This is a genomic window from Halomonas sp. IOP_31 (assembly GCF_021151495.1).
Lineage (GTDB): Bacteria > Pseudomonadota > Gammaproteobacteria > Pseudomonadales > Halomonadaceae > Modicisalibacter > Modicisalibacter zincidurans.
Genome location: NZ_JAIRBP010000016.1, coordinates 39959 through 54964, shown reverse-complemented (window position 1 = coordinate 54964; position 15006 = coordinate 39959). Strand labels below are relative to the sequence as shown.

The 15006-nt window shown below is 67.8% G+C and carries 9 protein-coding genes; 5 read left to right on the top strand and 4 right to left on the bottom strand.

Translation table 11 applies throughout. The annotated features are described in order from the left end of the window. Positions 1–792 carry a pyridoxine 5'-phosphate synthase gene (pdxJ, locus tag K7I12_RS10170; protein ID WP_231664074.1) on the top strand — a complete coding sequence of 264 codons (792 nt, stop codon included), beginning with the start codon at positions 1–3 and terminating at the stop codon, positions 790–792. On the opposite strand, the gene K7I12_RS10165 is transcribed toward pdxJ, so the two are convergent. Further along, positions 789–3500 carry an ATP-binding protein gene (locus tag K7I12_RS10165; protein WP_231664073.1) on the bottom strand — a complete coding sequence of 904 codons (2712 nt, stop codon included), beginning with the start codon at positions 3498–3500 and terminating at the stop codon, positions 789–791. The genes pdxJ and K7I12_RS10165 overlap by 4 nt on opposite strands. Positions 3501–3655: 155 nt before the next feature. Between K7I12_RS10165 and cysM the strand changes: the two genes are divergently transcribed. The 4 genes from cysM (at position 3656) to ppc (ending at position 10017) form a co-directional block, all read left to right on the top strand. Beyond that, positions 3656–4552, top strand: a complete 897-nt coding sequence (gene cysM, locus K7I12_RS10160) for a cysteine synthase CysM (protein ID WP_231664072.1) — start codon at positions 3656–3658, stop codon at positions 4550–4552. 161 nt (positions 4553–4713) lie between these two features. After that, positions 4714–6972 (top strand): GTP diphosphokinase, encoded by a 2259-nt coding sequence (gene relA, locus K7I12_RS10155; protein WP_231664071.1) that lies wholly within the window; start codon positions 4714–4716, stop codon positions 6970–6972. Continuing rightward, positions 6969–7376 (top strand): MazG nucleotide pyrophosphohydrolase domain-containing protein, encoded by a 408-nt coding sequence (locus K7I12_RS10150; protein ID WP_331460585.1) that lies wholly within the window; start codon positions 6969–6971, stop codon positions 7374–7376. Before relA ends, K7I12_RS10150 begins: the two co-directional genes overlap by 4 nt. Then, positions 7369–10017 carry a phosphoenolpyruvate carboxylase gene (gene ppc, locus K7I12_RS10145; protein ID WP_231664070.1) on the top strand — a complete coding sequence of 883 codons (2649 nt, stop codon included), beginning with the start codon at positions 7369–7371 and terminating at the stop codon, positions 10015–10017. The genes K7I12_RS10150 and ppc overlap by 8 nt, the downstream gene beginning before the upstream one ends. 44 nt (positions 10018–10061) lie before the next feature. On the opposite strand, the gene K7I12_RS10140 is transcribed toward ppc, so the two are convergent. The 3 genes from K7I12_RS10140 to K7I12_RS10130 all read right to left on the bottom strand — a co-directional run bounded on the left by K7I12_RS10140 (position 10062) and on the right by K7I12_RS10130 (position 14924). Beyond that, a complete protein-coding gene (locus tag K7I12_RS10140; protein ID WP_231664069.1) occupies positions 10062–10958 on the bottom strand; it encodes a ketopantoate reductase family protein in 897 nt (298 codons plus the stop codon). Next, positions 10955–12922 carry a DNA topoisomerase III gene (locus tag K7I12_RS10135; protein WP_031383673.1) on the bottom strand — a complete coding sequence of 656 codons (1968 nt, stop codon included), beginning with the start codon at positions 12920–12922 and terminating at the stop codon, positions 10955–10957. Before K7I12_RS10135 ends, K7I12_RS10140 begins: the two co-directional genes overlap by 4 nt. 79 nt (positions 12923–13001) lie before the next feature. Continuing rightward, entirely contained in the window at positions 13002–14924 is a 1923-nt protein-coding gene (locus K7I12_RS10130; protein WP_031383672.1) for a hypothetical protein, read from the bottom strand. Positions 14925–15006 lie beyond the last annotated feature (82 nt).

Sequence of the window (15006 nt, the reverse complement as noted above, 5' to 3'; positions counted from 1 at the left end):
ATGCAGCCCCCGCGGATCCTGCTCGGCGTCAATATCGACCATATCGCCACCCTGCGCCAGGCGCGCGGCACGCGCTATCCCGATCCGGTCCAGGCTGCGCTGCTCGCCGAACAGGCCGGCGCCGACGGGATTACCCTGCATCTGCGCGAGGACCGGCGGCATATCCAGGACGCTGATGTGCTGCGCCTGGCCGAAATGCTCAACACGCGCATGAATCTGGAAATGGCGGTCACCGAGGAGATGCTTGCGCTTGCCGAACGCGTGCGCCCGGCGCATGTTTGCCTGGTACCCGAAAAGCGTGAAGAGTTGACCACCGAGGGCGGGCTGGATGTCGTCGGTTCACGTGCCCCGATCGCCGCGGCCTGCGAACGGCTGGCCGCCGCCGGTTGCGAGGTATCGCTGTTCATCGCCCCCGAGCCGGACCAGATACGCGCCGCTTTCGAGGCTGGCGCGCCGGTCGTCGAGTTGCATACCGGCGCCTATGCCGAAGCGCATGGCGAAACCGCGCGCATCGAGCATACGCGCGTCGCGGCCGCCACCGAGCTGGCCCTCGAACTGGGCCTGACGGTCAACGCCGGGCACGGTCTCAATTATCACAACGTCGAGGCGATTGCCGCGATACCCGGCCTCACCGAGCTCAATATCGGCCATGCGATCATCGCTCGTGCGCTGTTCGTGGGGCTCAAGGAGGCCGTCGCCGAGATGAAACGCCTGGCCATCGCCGGCTACGAGGCCGGTTTCGTGGCGGCGCTGGACGATGACCATGCGCATGAGCACGGACGCTGGAGCTAGACCGGCGTGGGCCGACGACTGGCGCGCCAGTCGCGCAGACGCTGCATCGCCTGCAGCAGGGTGGTGAAGACATCGTCGACCGCCTCGATGCCCTGGGCGCGCAGGCGCGATTCCAGGGCTTCGGCGACCAACGCCAGTTGTGGCACGCCGCAGTAGCGGCAGGCGCCGTTGAGATGATGCACGGCATCGAGAAACGCCGTCGTGTCGTTGGCCGAGTAGCTATCCCTCAGCTCGGCCTCGCTGGCGTCGAGACTCTCGAGCAGTCCTTCCAGCATGCGTTCGGCCAGTTCCTGACGCCCGCCGGCGAGGGTCACGCCCAGTTCTTCATCGACCACCGGCAATTCGTCGTCGGCGCGGGGCATGGGCGCGGCATGCCGCGTCGGTGTCGACAGCACCAGGCCCAGGTAGTTGGCGAGCAAGTCCTCGAGCGCATCGGTATCCAGTGGCTTGGTGAGCACCGCCTGCATGCCGGCATCGATCAACGCCTGCGAATCGTCGGGCATCGCATGGGCGGTCAGCGCGACGAATGGACAATGATTCCAGGCGCCGCCCAGGCGACGTAGCGCCGCCATCGTCTCCAGTCCGCTCATGCCCGGCATGCGGATATCCATCAGTACCAGGTCGAAGCGTTGGCCGCTGGCCAGCGCCAGCGCTTCTTCACCGCTTTCAGCCAGCACGCCGTCAACACCGAGCTGGGCCAGCAGCTCGCCGACCAGCAGACGGTTGGTTTCGATGTCGTCCACCGCCAATACCCGGGGCTGGTGGTGGTGTTGTTCGGCGATGCCCTGCCCCTGGACGTCGTGCCCCTGGCCGGGGAACGCATGGGTCAAGAGGGCGGCAGGCGCATCGCCGAGCAGCGGCTTGAGCGCCTGGACCAGGCGGGCCCGGGTCAGGGGTTTGTAGAACAACCGGGCGCCTTGGGGCAGGGTGAGCGCTTCATCCGTGCTCTGCGGCTCGCCATTGACCAGCAGCAGCAAGCGGCAGGGCCGCTCGCCGAGCTGATGGCGCAGCTGCGCCACTTGAGCGCTCAGGCCGCCCTGGGCGAGGGCCGCGATGAGCAACTGGGTGCCCGTGGCGAGCCCCTCGCCAGTCACTGGCGCGCTGAGCACCTGGACCTCGGCGCCCCAGCCGCGCAGCAGGTGGGCGAGGGCCTGACGTGTCAGCGTATGCGGCTCTTGGATCGCGATGTGCATGGCGTCGAGATTAATGGCCGGTGGCCGTTGCACGGCGCGCGGGGCGATCCGCAAGGGCAGCGAGACGCTGAAGGTCGTACCCTTTGCCGGCTGCGTGTCAGCCTCGATGGTGCCCCCCATCTGTTCGACCAGTTGCTTGCAGATCATCAGCCCCAGGCCGGTACCGCCGACGCGGCTGGTGCTGACCGTTGCGCTCTGGGTGAACGGCTGGAATAGTTGCTGGCGCACGTCATCGGCCAGCCCCGGTCCCGTGTCGCTGATCTTCACGCTGAGCGTGGCCTTGTTGCCCAGCGACTCCTCGAGCTGAACGCGCACGATCACTTCGCCGCGCTCGGTGAATTTCACGGCATTGTGCACCAGATTGGTGAGCACCTGCTTGATGCGCAGCGGATCGCCGAGCAGGGCGCGGGGCACATCGTCGTAGACCAGGCTCAGCAGCTGAAGGTCTTTCTGCTGGGCATCGGGGGCTTGCAGGACGAGCACCTCGTCGACCAGTTCGGCCATGTCCAGTTCGACCGAGGCGAGCCGAAGCTTGCCGGCTTCGATCTTCGAGAAATCGAGGATATCGTTGATCAGCGACAACAAGTTGGTCGAGGCCATTTCGATGTGCTTGAGCCATTCGCGCTGATGGTCGTCGAGTTGGCTGCGCCCCAGCAGCCGGCAAAAGCCGATGATGCCGTTGAGCGGCGTGCGGATCTCGTGGCTCATGTTGGCGAGGAACTGCGACTTGACGCGGTTGGCTTCCAGCGCGCGGCGGCGTGCGCCATCAAGCTCGATGTTCTGGATCTCGATGGTGTCCATCGATTCGCGCAGATCGGCGGTGGCCTGTTCGACTTGTTGTCGCATGTCTTCCTGGGCGGCCTGGAGATATTCGCCGAATGCGTTGATCGCGGTGCTGGTCGTCGCCAGCTCGGGCGGGCCGCCGGGCCGCAGGCGGAACGCATAGTCGCCGGCATAAAGCCGTTGCAGGGCGTTACGTTGATCGTCCAGAGTGGCGAACAACCGCCGGTAAAGCAGGAAGCAGAGCCCGCCAAGCAACAATGCCGTTGCCAGCCAGGCGAGCATGAACTGGGTCAGTTGCCGATAGTAGGGTAGATCGACCACGCTGTCGCGGAGCGTCAAGTCGAGCCACAACGGCGCGCGGGTATTGTCGGGCGACGTCAGCGGCAACTGAAGATGCCAGCGCTCGGCATGTCGGATCAGGCCCGCCCGTGGCGAGCCTGCCGGCACGGGCGCTACCGCGCCGACCTGATTGACCGGCCGGCCGTCGTTAGCCCTCACGGTTACCCCGCGCACTTCATCGAGGCTCAGCAGGCGCAATGCCAGCCTGTCGGCTTCGGCCGGCGCCTTCTCTGCCGCTGGGTCGCGCAGCAGGGCGAGGTTGTCGCTCAGCCGCGCAGTCAACGCGGCGCGGCGTTGCTCGGCGTCCTGGTGTAGTTGCCAGGTGCCGAACAGCAGCAACAGCAGTAGCGGCGCAACCAGCAGGGTGAGACACAGACGAAGACGCAAGGACATGAGGCTTCTCGCTGACGGCATGATGCAGAATATGCCATAGCCGATCAGTCTGCCTGTCCAGTGCCGTATCGCAAGGATATAATACGAGTAATTTTATCGCCGCGGTTCGGGTCGGAGGCGACGCGGCCGCTGGCGACGGCTCAAAGGAAGCGTTGATGGAATTTCCCACCCTCGAAGACACGGTCGGCAATACGCCGCTGGTGCGCCTGCAGCGCATCACCGCCGGTCGCAACAACACCCTGCTGGCCAAGCTGGAAGGCGACAACCCGGCGGGCTCGGTCAAGGATCGTCCCGCCTTGTCGATGATTCGCGAGGCCGAGGCCCGCGGCGAGATCGAGCCCGGCGATACGCTGATCGAGGCGACTTCGGGCAATACCGGCATCGCTCTGGCCATGGCTGCGGCGATCAAGGGCTACCGGATGGTGCTGATCATGCCCGACAGCGCCTCCAGCGAGCGCAAGCAGGCGATGGCCGCCTACGGCGCCGAGCTGATCACGGTGACCAGGCGGCAGGGCATGGAAGGCGCCCGCGATCTGGCCGAGCGGATGGTCGCCGAGGGCAAGGGCAAGCCGCTCAACCAGTTCGCCAATCCCGACAATCCGCTGGCGCACTATCGCGGCACCGGCCCCGAGCTGTGGCGCCAGACCGAGGGTACGCTGACCCACTTCGTCAGCGCGATGGGCACCACCGGCACCATCATGGGCGTGTCGCGTTACTTCAAGGAGGTCGCCCCGCAGGTCCAGATCGTCGGTCTGCAGCCGTCCGACGGCGCGAGCATTGCCGGTATTCGACGCTGGCCCGAGGCCTACCTGCCGAGCATTTTCGACGCCTCGCGGGTCGATACTGTACTCGATATCGGCCAGCACGAAGCCGAGCAGCACATGCGCCGCCTGGCCCGCGAGGAAGGCATCTTCGCCGGCGTCTCGTCGGGCGGCGCGCTGGCCGGAGCGCTGCGTATCGCCGAGCGGGTCGAGAATGCGGTGATCGCGTTCATCGTCTGCGACCGAGGCGATCGCTACCTGTCGACGGGCCTGTTCGCGCCTGACGTCTAGGAGTCTGTCGGGAAAACACTGCCGCGTCCGTGCAGACGACGCATCGCGAGTTGCTGGTATTCGTCGAGCGTGACGCGCGGCGCGCCATGCATCGCTAGCCGACGATTCCGGTTCGGCGACGCTGAGACGCAACAGAACAACGACGGGAGGAACCCGAGGCGATGGTCAAGGTTCGTGAAGACCAGCCGCTGACAGGCCAGGGGCGCGTGGACATCGCGCGTTGGCTGGAGCGACTGCAGGATGACGTGACGCTGCGCGACGTCGCTGGCATGAGGGCGGCCTGCGAGCTGGCCGACCGGCTCGCCGGCGAGGCCGAGAAGCCGCACAAGGCCTGGCTCGAGGATGGTTCGAGCTTCCGCACCGGGCTGGAGATGGCCGATATCCTCGGCGAGCTGCGCCTCGAGCAGGAAGTGCTCGAGGCGGCCGTGCTGTATCGCGCGGTGCGCGAGGGACTGATCGCCCTCGAGGCGGTCGAGAAACGCTTCGGCGCGGACGTCGCCAGGCTGATCGACGGCGTGCTCAACATGGCCGCGATCAGCCAGCAGCAGACGCCCAGCCAGGGGCTCTCGCAGCACAATCAGCAGGAAAACCTGCGCAAGATGCTGGTGACCATGATCGACGACGTGCGCGTCGCGCTGATCAAGATCGCCGAACGTACCTGCGCGCTGCGCCAGGTCAAGGATGCACCGCGCGACAAGCAGCTGCGCGTGGCCCGCGAGGTGTTCGACATCTACGCGCCGCTGGCACACCGGCTGGGCGTTGGCCATCTCAAGTGGGAACTCGAGGACCTGTCGTTCCGCTACCTGCACGAAGTGGACTACAAGGCGATCGCCAAGCTGCTCGCCGAGAAGCGCGTCGATCGCGACCATTACATCCAGGACGTGGTCGGCACGCTCAAGTCGCTGCTCGACCAGCATGGCATCGCCCGCTACGACGTCACCGGCCGGGCCAAGCACATCTATTCGATCTGGCGCAAGATGCAGCGCAAGCACATCGACTTCTCGGAGGTGTACGACGTGCGCGCGGTACGCATCCTGGTGCCCGAGGTCGCTGATTGCTACACCGCGCTGGGCATCGTCCATTCATGCTGGCATCACGTGCCCAACGAGTTCGACGACTACATCGCCAATCCCAAGAAGAACGGCTACCAGTCGCTGCACACCGCGCTGATCGGCCCGCAGAACAAGGTGCTGGAGATCCAGATACGCACCTTCGCCATGCACGAGGAGGCCGAGCTCGGCGTCTGCGCGCACTGGCGCTACAAGGGCCACGACGTCGCCGGCAAGAGCCGCAGCTACGAAGAGAAGATCGCCTGGCTGCGTCAGGTACTCGAATGGCAGGACGAGGTCGGCGATATCGGCGACCTGCGCGAGGGGCTGTCGAGCGACGTGGCGCCGGATCGCATCTACGTGTTCACTCCCGACGGGCATGTCATCGACCTGCCACGAGTGGCCACGCCGATCGACTTCGCCTACCGCGTGCACACCGAGATCGGCCACCGCTGTCGCGGCGCCAAGGTCAACGGGCGGATCGTGCCGCTGACCTATCGGCTCAAGACCGGCCAACAGGTCGAGATCCTCAACGCCACCAAGGGTGGCCCGAGCCGCGACTGGCTCAACCCCAATCTGGGCTTCGTCAAGACCTCGCGGGCGCGCGCCAAGATCCAGTCATGGTTCAAGCACCAGGCGCGCGATCAGAATCTCGACGAGGGCCGCGCACTGTTCGAGAAGGAGTTTCGGCGGCTCGATCTCGAGGGCTTCGACCTGGCGACGCTGGCCAGCGCGGTCAACTATCAGACCCCGGACGACATGTACGCGGCGATCGGCGCCGGCGACCTGCGCATCGGTCAGGTATTGCATCAGGCCCAGCAACTGTTCGGCGACACCGACGACGAGGAGCAGCTCGACCGGCTGCTGGCCAAGCCCAGGCGCTCGGCCAAGGCGCCGGGCGAGGGTATCACCGTGCTCGGCGTCGGCAACCTCAAGACCAGCATGGCCAACTGCTGCCGTCCGGTGCCCGGCGAGCAGATCATCGGTTACATCACCCAGGGGCGCGGGGTGACCATCCACCGCCAGGATTGCCCCAACATCCTGCAGTTGCGCAGCGAGGAGCCGGGGCGCATCGTCGATGTCGAGTGGGGTGACCAGGCGCGTACCCAGTATCCGGTGGTGATGCAGATCGAGGCCTGGGATCGTTCCGGCCTGCTGCGCGACGTGACCCACGTGCTGAGCAACGACAAGGTCAACGTGATGGGCGTCAACACCGCCACCGACAGGGACGACAACATCGCGCGCATGACCATCAACCTGGAGGTCGACGGCCTCGAATCGCTGGGGCGGATCTTCGCGCGCATCCAGCAACTGCCCAACGTCATCGACGTCAAGCGCCTGCGCAGCGGCGTTCAAGGAGCCCAGCGATGAGTTCGACCCATGCCCGGCCGCGCCATTCGCTCGACGACCTGCTCGAGCTGGCGGCACGGGTCGGCTTCGACTGGCCGGATACCCGGGGGGCGATCGCCAAGGTCCGCGAGGAGCTCGCCGAGGTCGAGGCGGCGCTGGCCGCGAACGACGCCGATCAGGCCCGCGAGGAGGTCGGCGACCTGCTGTTCGCCGCGGCCAACCTGGCCCGCCGACTCAAGGCCGACCCCGAGCAGGCCTTGCGCGCCACCAACGACAAGTTCGAGCGGCGTTTCCGGCATGTCGAATGGCGGCTGGCCGAAGACGGCCACGCCCCGGGCAGTGCCTCGCTGGAGGAGATGGACCGGCACTGGGAAGACGCCAAACGCCGCGAAAAGAACCCGACCGAGGAGAGCCTCAATGAGTGACGATCTGCACGAATCGCTGCGCGACAACGTTCGCGTGCTGGGCGACTGCCTGGGGCATACCATTGCCGACGACCTGGGACCCGGCTTCGTCGACAAGATCGAGGCCATCCGCGGCCTGGCCAAGGCCGGCCGCCAGGGCGAAGGCGGCTCGCAGCGCGAGCTGATCGAGTACCTGCGGGCGTTGCCCGAGCACGACCTGCTGCCGGTGACCCGCGCCTTCAACCAGTTTCTCAACCTGGCCAACATCGCCGAGCAGCACTATCGCGCGCGGTTTCGTCGCGTCGAGGATTACAAGCCGGGCTTCCAGCCGGTACTCGACGAGCTGTTCGGCCGCGCCAACCGCGCCGGCTACGGCCCACGCCAGCTGGTCGAGACGCTCGCCGGCATGCGGGTCGAACTGGTGCTGACCGCGCACCCCACCGAGGTCATCCGGCGCACGCTGATCCAGAAATACGACGCCATCGACGACTGCCTGACCGCGATGGAAGGCGCCATCGATTACCCCGAGAAGGCCTCGCGGATACAAAGCCGCCTGCAGGAGTTGATCAGCCAGGCCTGGCATACCGACGAGATCCGTCACGAACGGCCCACGCCGGTGGACGAGGCCAAGTGGGGCTTCGCGGTGATCGAGAACTCGCTGTGGCAGGCGGTGCCCGATTTCCATCGTGATCTCGACAACCTGCTGCTCGAGTCCGCCGGCGAGCGCCTGCCGCTGGACGCCGCGCCGCTGCGCTTCGCTTCCTGGATGGGCGGCGATCGCGACGGCAACCCCAACGTCACCGCCAAGGTCACCCGCGAGGTACTGCTGCTGGGACGCTGGATGGCCGCCGACCTGTACCTGCGCGATCTCGAACAGTTGCGGGCCGAGCTGTCGATGTGGAAGGCCAACAGCGCACTCAAGGCCGAAGTCGGCAACGAGGCCGAACCCTACCGGGCACTGCTCAAGCGGCTCACCGCCCGAGTCGAGGCGACCCGCGACTGGGCTCAGGCGTGCCTCGACGGCGCGCCCTACGACAGCGGGCCGATCATCGAGACCCGCGACCAGCTCTATGCGCCGCTGTTGACCTGCTACCGCTCGCTGTGCGACGTCGGTCTCGACACCATCGCCAACGGCGTGCTGCTGGACACCCTGCGCCGCGTGGCGGTGTTCGGCGTGTCGTTGACCAAGCTCGATATTCGCCAGGAATCGACGCGCCACTCCCAGGTCTTCGACGAGCTGAGCGATTACCTTGGCCTGGGGCGTTATCAGGAGTGGGACGAGGCCCGCCGCCAGACGTTCCTGCTCGAGGAGCTGATGTCGCCGCGCCCGCTGATTCCGCGCCGCTGGGACTGCTCCAGCGAGGCCCGCGAGGTGATCGACACCTTCCGGGTGATCGCCAACGAACACCGTGAAGCGCTGGGCACCTATATCATCTCGATGGCCGGTCACCCCTCCGACGTGCTGAGCGTGGCGCTGCTGATGAAAGAGGTCGGCGGCGACGTGCGTCTGCCGATCGCGCCGTTGTTCGAGACCCTCGACGACTTGAATCGCGCCGGCGAGGTGATCGACCAGCTGCTGTCGCTGCGTGATTACCGCACGCTTGCCGGCGACAGCCAGGAAGTCATGATCGGCTATTCGGATTCGGCCAAGGACGCCGGTCAGCTGGCCGCCGCCTGGGCCCAGTACCGCGCCCAGGAAACGCTAGTCACGGTCTGTCAGCGTCACGGCGTCGACCTGACGCTGTTCCACGGCCGTGGCGGCACCGTGGGGCGTGGCGGCGGTCCGGCCCACGCGGCGATCCTGTCGCAGCCGCCCGGCTCGGTGAACGGCAGCCTGCGCGTCACCGAACAGGGCGAGATGATCCGCTTCAAGTTCGGCCAGCCTGACATCGCGTTGCGTTCGATGGAGATCTACGCCTGCGCGGTGCTCGAGGCGACGCTGTTGCCGCCGCCCGCCCCGCAACCGGAATGGCGCGAGGAGATGGACCGGCTGGCGGGCATCGCCTACGGCGCCTACGTCGGTGTGGTGCGCGAGGACCCCGACTTCGTGCCGTATTTCCGCGCGGTCACCCCCGAAGGTGCGCTGGGCCGTCTGCCGCTGGGCTCACGGCCGGCCAAGCGCCGTCAGGAAGGGGGCGTCGAATCGCTGCGGGCGATCCCGTGGATCTTCGCCTGGACCCAGACCCGGCTGATGCTGCCGGCCTGGCTGGGCAGCGGCGAGGCCTTCGCGACCCGGCTCGAGGAGCCCGACGGCCTGGCGCGGCTGCGTGAAATGCGCGACAACTGGCCGTTCTTCGGTACCTATCTGGACATGCTCGAGATGCTGCTCGCCAAGGCCGACCTGAACATCGCCGAATACTACGAGCATCGGCTGGTCGACGAGCCGGCCCTGCAGGCGCTGGGCTCCTCGCTGCGCGACCGGCTGAGGCGTCTGCATGGCGTGCTGCTGTCGGTGCTCGACCAGGACGAATTGCTCGAGGGCACCCCGTTGATCCGCCAGGCGATCGAAGTGCGCAACCCCTACATCGACCCGCTGCACGGCTTGCAGGCCGAGCTGCTGCAGCGTAATCGCGACGCCGACGGGGCGATCAGTCCGGCGCTGTCGCGGGCGTTGATGGTGACCATGGCGGGGATCGCCGCCGGCCTGCGCAATACCGGTTAAGATGGCTACGAGCTACGAGCTACGAGCTACGAGCTACGAGCCAATCAGCCCGGCGTATGGCGATAGAGTTCCGTGAGCACCGGCACGGCGAGGCCGTGGCGTGTCGCGGCATCCAGCAACGGCGCGAGAATCGCTTCGCGCTCGGTGGGCCGGCCGGCGAGCACGTCCTGCAGCATCGAGGCGCGGTTGCCGGCGGTCGACTCGATCACTCGCCAGACCATCGCCGCCCAGCCCGGCTCGGGTGGGGCGATTTCTTCCGCGGCCATGATCGTCGCCACTTCGGCAATCACCGCGTCGACCCGGGGCCGAAAGGCCGGCTCGCGCAGGCGCCCGTTGGCGATTCGATGCCTCGCCGTCAGCGGGTTGATCGCGGCGTTGACGGCGAGCTTGTGCCACAGCCGGCGGTGAATGTCGCCACACGCTGCGCTGGCCAGCCCGGCTCTAGCGAGCACGCCGGCGATCTGCGCCGCCAGGCCGGGATGTTCGCCATCGAGATGGCCGATAAAGGTATGGCCGTGTCCGGCGTGGACCACGCCATCCCTGCCGTCGGCATACGCGCCCTCGCTGGTGGTGGCGCAAAGCACCGGCCCCGGCCAGCGCCGGGTTAGCGGCTGCTGAATCTGAAACCCGTTCTGCCACAGTACCAGCGGGGTGGCGGGGGCGATGTGCGGCGCCAGTTCGCGCAGCGCCGGCTCGACGGCATGGCTCTTGGTGGTGATGTGCAGCATCGCCGGCGTCGACGGTGCCTGATCGAGGCGCAGCCGGGCGATGGAATGAGCGCTCTGCGCGCCCGCGGGATCGGTCAGCAACAATGGCGCCCGGCTTGCCTGGCGAGCGAGCAGTGCCAGTTCGACGTGATTCGCCAGCCGACAGGCCAGCAGTCGGCCCAGCGAGCCGGCGCCGAGGATCAGCCAGGGGCCGCTGGCAGCGACTGTTTTCATGACTGCTCCGGCGTGCGCCGCTTGCTGCGGGCGCCCGACTTGCGCGTGGCACGGCGCTTGGCGGTTGACTGGCCGCTATCCGCTTTGGAGTGCCGGGTGGCGGTGGCTTGGCGACGCTTCGGCGCGGCGCTGGCGAAGCCCTCGGCGCTGCCCAGTGCCTGACGCATGCGCTGGGCGTCGGCGGCGGTCAGCAACTGACGCACGTCGCCGACCAGCGCGTCGAGAAACGGCGCGGGCTGATCGCTGCCCTCGGCGATCGCCCGCAGCCGCTGCTCCCACAGCGCGGTACGCTCGGGGCGCGTGGCGGCCTCGGGCAGCGCGGCGATCAATGCCTGGCCGGTGCGGGTGACGCGCAGTGCGCCGCCCTGGCGCACCAGATAGCCGCGGGTCAGCAGCGTCTCGATGATTCCGGCGCGGGTCGCCTCGGTACCCAGCCCGTCGGTGTCGCGCAGGGTGCGCTTGACCGCCGGATCGTCGACGTAGCGGGCGATGTGCATCATCGCCTTGATCAGGCTGGCGTCGGTGAACGGTTCGGGCGGGCGGGTCTGCTTGTCGTCGATGCCCGCAGCGTCGACCGTGGCCGGCTCGCCCTCGGTCAGCGGCGGCAGCGGCGGCGCCTCGTCACGGGTGGTGAACAGCGGCTTCCAGCCGGCTACGCGGATCTCGCGGCCCTGGGCGCGAAAGCGCTCTCCGAGCACGCTGAACGTCGCCTTGATCTCGCGGGTCTCGAGCGCTGGATAGAACTGGGCCAGCACGTTGCGGGCGATCAAGCGGAAGACGTTCGCCTCGGCACTCGACAATCGGCTTGGATCGGCCGGCTTGCCGGTAGGCGCCAGTGCGTGGTGAGCGCCGACCTGCTTGTCGTTGAAGGCCTTGGAGCGGCGGCCGAAGTCGGCGCCGGCCAGCCACTCGCGCAGCGTGTCGTCGCTGCGGCAGGCGCCGCTCAGAACCCGTTTGGCCTCGGCCCAGTGTGCCTCGGGCAGGTACCGACAGTCGGAGCGCGGATAGGTGATCAACTGGTGGCGCTCGTAGAGCGCCTGGCAGGTATCCAGCACCTGCTTGGCGGATAGCCGATGGCGGCGGGCGGCGTCGACCTGCAGCGCCGATAGCGAGTAGGGCAGCGGGGCCGCCTGGCGCTTGTCCTGGCGTTCCAGGCTGTCGAGGCGACCCTGCGTCCCCGGCAATTTCGCCAGCAGCGCCTCGGCCGGCGCTCGCTCGAGCAGCCGCCCCTGGTCGTCGAGCGGATGATGCTCGCCGGGCTGCCACCAGCCGCGCACGCTGCCCGCGGCGACCCGGAAGTCCGCCCACAGCACATGGAAGGGGCGCGGCTCGAAGGCGGCGATCTCACGATCGCGGCGCGCCACCAGGCCGAGCACCGGGGTCTGCACCCGACCCACCGAGAGTACGCCGTCATGGCCGGCCTGACGCCCGGTCAGCGTCCAGGCGCGGGTCAGATTGATGCCGTACAGCCAGTCGGCGCGCGAGCGCGCTTCGGCGGCGCGGAAAAGCGCCTGATAGGCCTGGTTGTCCTCGAGACCGGCCAGCGCGCGCTGTACCGCCGGGCGGTTGAGATCGCTGATCAGCAGGCGCTGCACGCGGCCGCGCCAGCCGAGATGCTCGATCACCTCCTGGACCAGCAACTGCCCCTCGCGGTCGGGGTCGCCGGCATGGATGATCTCGCTGGCCTGCTTGAACAGGCCGCGCAGCACCTTGAGCTGGCCGCGCGCCTTGGGCCGCGGCGTCAGGCGCCATTGCTCGGGGACGATCGGCAAGTGATCGAGCCGCCACTGCTTGAAGCGTGCGTCGTAGGCGTCGGGGGCGGCCTGTTCGAGCAGGTGGCCGAAACACCAGCTGACGACGTCGTCGCCGACGCGCAGCGCGCCTTCCATGCGCTGCAAGCTGCCGGGCAGGGCATCGGCGATGGCGCGGGCCAGACTGGGTTTCTCGGCAATGATCAGGCGCATGGCAAGGCTTCCGACGGGGCGTTGTCGATATGTATCTCTATACAGCCAAGCGCATTGTGCCATGAGCCGCGACGACGCATCACGGCTTGCTCGCGCCGAGCGCACGCTTGGCCTGTACCAGCGCGCGGTACCAGTCGCGGCGCGGCGGGCTGACCGCCGGCGGGCGCTGGCTGAGGAAGCTGACATTGCGTGGATCGCTGCGCGAATGGCTGGCCTGGAAGTTGCTCAGCATGTTCAGCGTGGTCTCGCGGGCGCCGTACTGGGCGATCAGAAAGCGTTTGGCGGCGGGATCGAGATCGACCCGGTAATGACGGACCAGGGCGAGCGCCAGCGATTCCGCAGTGCGCGACAGATCGACGTCGATCTCCTTGACCATCGCCGCGCCCAGCGCCGCCTTGGCGGCAGCCGACAGGTTGGGCTCGAGCTGGCCGAAATCGGCGGCGTTGGAGCCGTTGATGGCGCGCTGCACCTCGGGGCGCGACAACTGGATGTGCGGCTCCAGCGCCAGGGCGATCTCGATGGCCAGGCGCTTCGCGGCGTCGATGTCCACGGCGATGCGCGAGTCGCGCTCGAGCTGACTGCGGCGGGCACGCTGCGGTTGCTCGATGCCGGTGGCGCTGAGATGCCTGGCGAGATGCTTGCAGACCTCGGCCTTGGCGGCATCGTCGAGGGCAATGACCTGTTCGCGCAGGCGCAGGCCGCGGCGTCCGGGGCCCAGCCGTAGGCGCGTCTGTTCGTCGCCGAGGCGGGCGCTGATCTGCTCCCAGCGCTCGGCGCGCTTGAGCAGCACGGCGTGGCTGCGGCCGACCGCCTCGTAGGCATTGAAGGCGGCCTTGTAGAGGCGCAGGGCGTTGGTCAGCAGCTCGGCCTTGTGGCGCAGCTGGCTGCGCCGCCCGGGCGGGCCGTCAGCGATCGTCGGGGCCAGGTGCTGGGTCTGCTCGGCCAGCGCATCCATGGCCTGCAGCGAGCGTTCGAGCAACACGTCGGCGCGCAGTCCGGCGGCGGCATCCTCGATTAGCGTGCCCGATTGCTCGGCCAGATAGGCGGTCAACGCCTTGAGCCGCGACAGACCGGTGGCCTGGGCGATGCGATAGCGGGCGCGGGCCTCCTCGAGCGCGTCGAGGGCCTGGGCCAGACGCCAGCGGCCCCGGTACTCGAAAGTCAGCATGGGTATCTTGCGGCCGCTGATCAGCTCGAAGGCGAGAATCAGCATCTCCTCGACATCCTGCAGCGTCATCAGCAATTCGTCGTCGCGCTCGATGGCTGCCAGGACGCGCTCGATGAAATTGGTGTCGCGCGGCACGCCGTCGCGCAGGTCCGGGGCGTGGCCTTCGAAGCGCTGACGCAGCAGCGCCGTGGCATCCGGCGCGAGGTCGGCGATCGCGGCGAACTGCGGCTCGAGCGTCTCGCCGTAGCGCGCGACCAGATCCTGAATGCGCGCATGCAGGCCGACCCGTCGGTAGATGTCGATCTGGGCGATCACCCGCGCGCTGTCGCGATCGTCGAGCAGCTCGATGGCCGCCAGTTCGACGCCCTCCGGCGAGAGATCCTGCTTGCGCAGCAGCATCGCCGCGGCTTCGCGACGCCGGGCGTCACCCTCCAGGCTCTCGACGATCAGGTTGCGGGTGACCAGCAGCAGTTCGGGCAGGCTCTTGATGACCCGTTCGATCTTGTGCGCGGTGCGTTCGGCGCGGCGGCCGCCGGTGAGGTTATGGACAACGTTGGCGATGATCCCCGCGGCGCCGGTGATCACCGTGTAGGAGATGAAGAAGATGTAATTCTCGGCGGTCGGCGCCTTGCCGTAGCCGAGCAGGTATCCGCCCCAGGCGCCGAGCAGTGTGACCGGTCCCGCAGTCCACAGGATCTGCAGCAGATTGACCGTCCAGGGAACCTTTTCCACGGCGGCGGTGATGCGCCGTATCTCGTCGCGACCCTCGCGTTCCAGGCGCACCTGCGGGGTCTCGGCAACGGTTCGGGAGGCTCGGCGAAACGGCAGGCGCAAGGGGGCGCTTCCTCATGGCTGGACGGCAGGCGCCAACCCTAGCACCGCCTACCGGGGCGCGCCATAGACGCCGGCCGGACGA

Excerpts from the sequence above, each read along its gene's own strand:
- K7I12_RS10135 (WP_031383673.1), bottom strand. The coding sequence starts at position 12,922 with ATGCGCCTGATCATTGCCGAGAAACCCAGTCTGGCCCGCGCCATCGCC.
- K7I12_RS10140 (WP_231664069.1), bottom strand. The coding sequence starts at position 10,958 with ATGAAAACAGTCGCTGCCAGCGGCCCCTGGCTGATCCTCGGCGCCGGC.
- pdxJ (WP_231664074.1), top strand. The coding sequence starts at position 1 with ATGCAGCCCCCGCGGATCCTGCTCGGCGTCAATATCGACCATATCGCC.
- ppc (WP_231664070.1), top strand. The coding sequence starts at position 7,369 with ATGAGTGACGATCTGCACGAATCGCTGCGCGACAACGTTCGCGTGCTG.
- relA (WP_231664071.1), top strand. The coding sequence starts at position 4,714 with ATGGTCAAGGTTCGTGAAGACCAGCCGCTGACAGGCCAGGGGCGCGTG.
- K7I12_RS10150 (WP_331460585.1), top strand. The coding sequence starts at position 6,969 with ATGAGTTCGACCCATGCCCGGCCGCGCCATTCGCTCGACGACCTGCTC.
- cysM (WP_231664072.1), top strand. The coding sequence starts at position 3,656 with ATGGAATTTCCCACCCTCGAAGACACGGTCGGCAATACGCCGCTGGTG.
- K7I12_RS10165 (WP_231664073.1), bottom strand. The coding sequence starts at position 3,500 with ATGTCCTTGCGTCTTCGTCTGTGTCTCACCCTGCTGGTTGCGCCGCTA.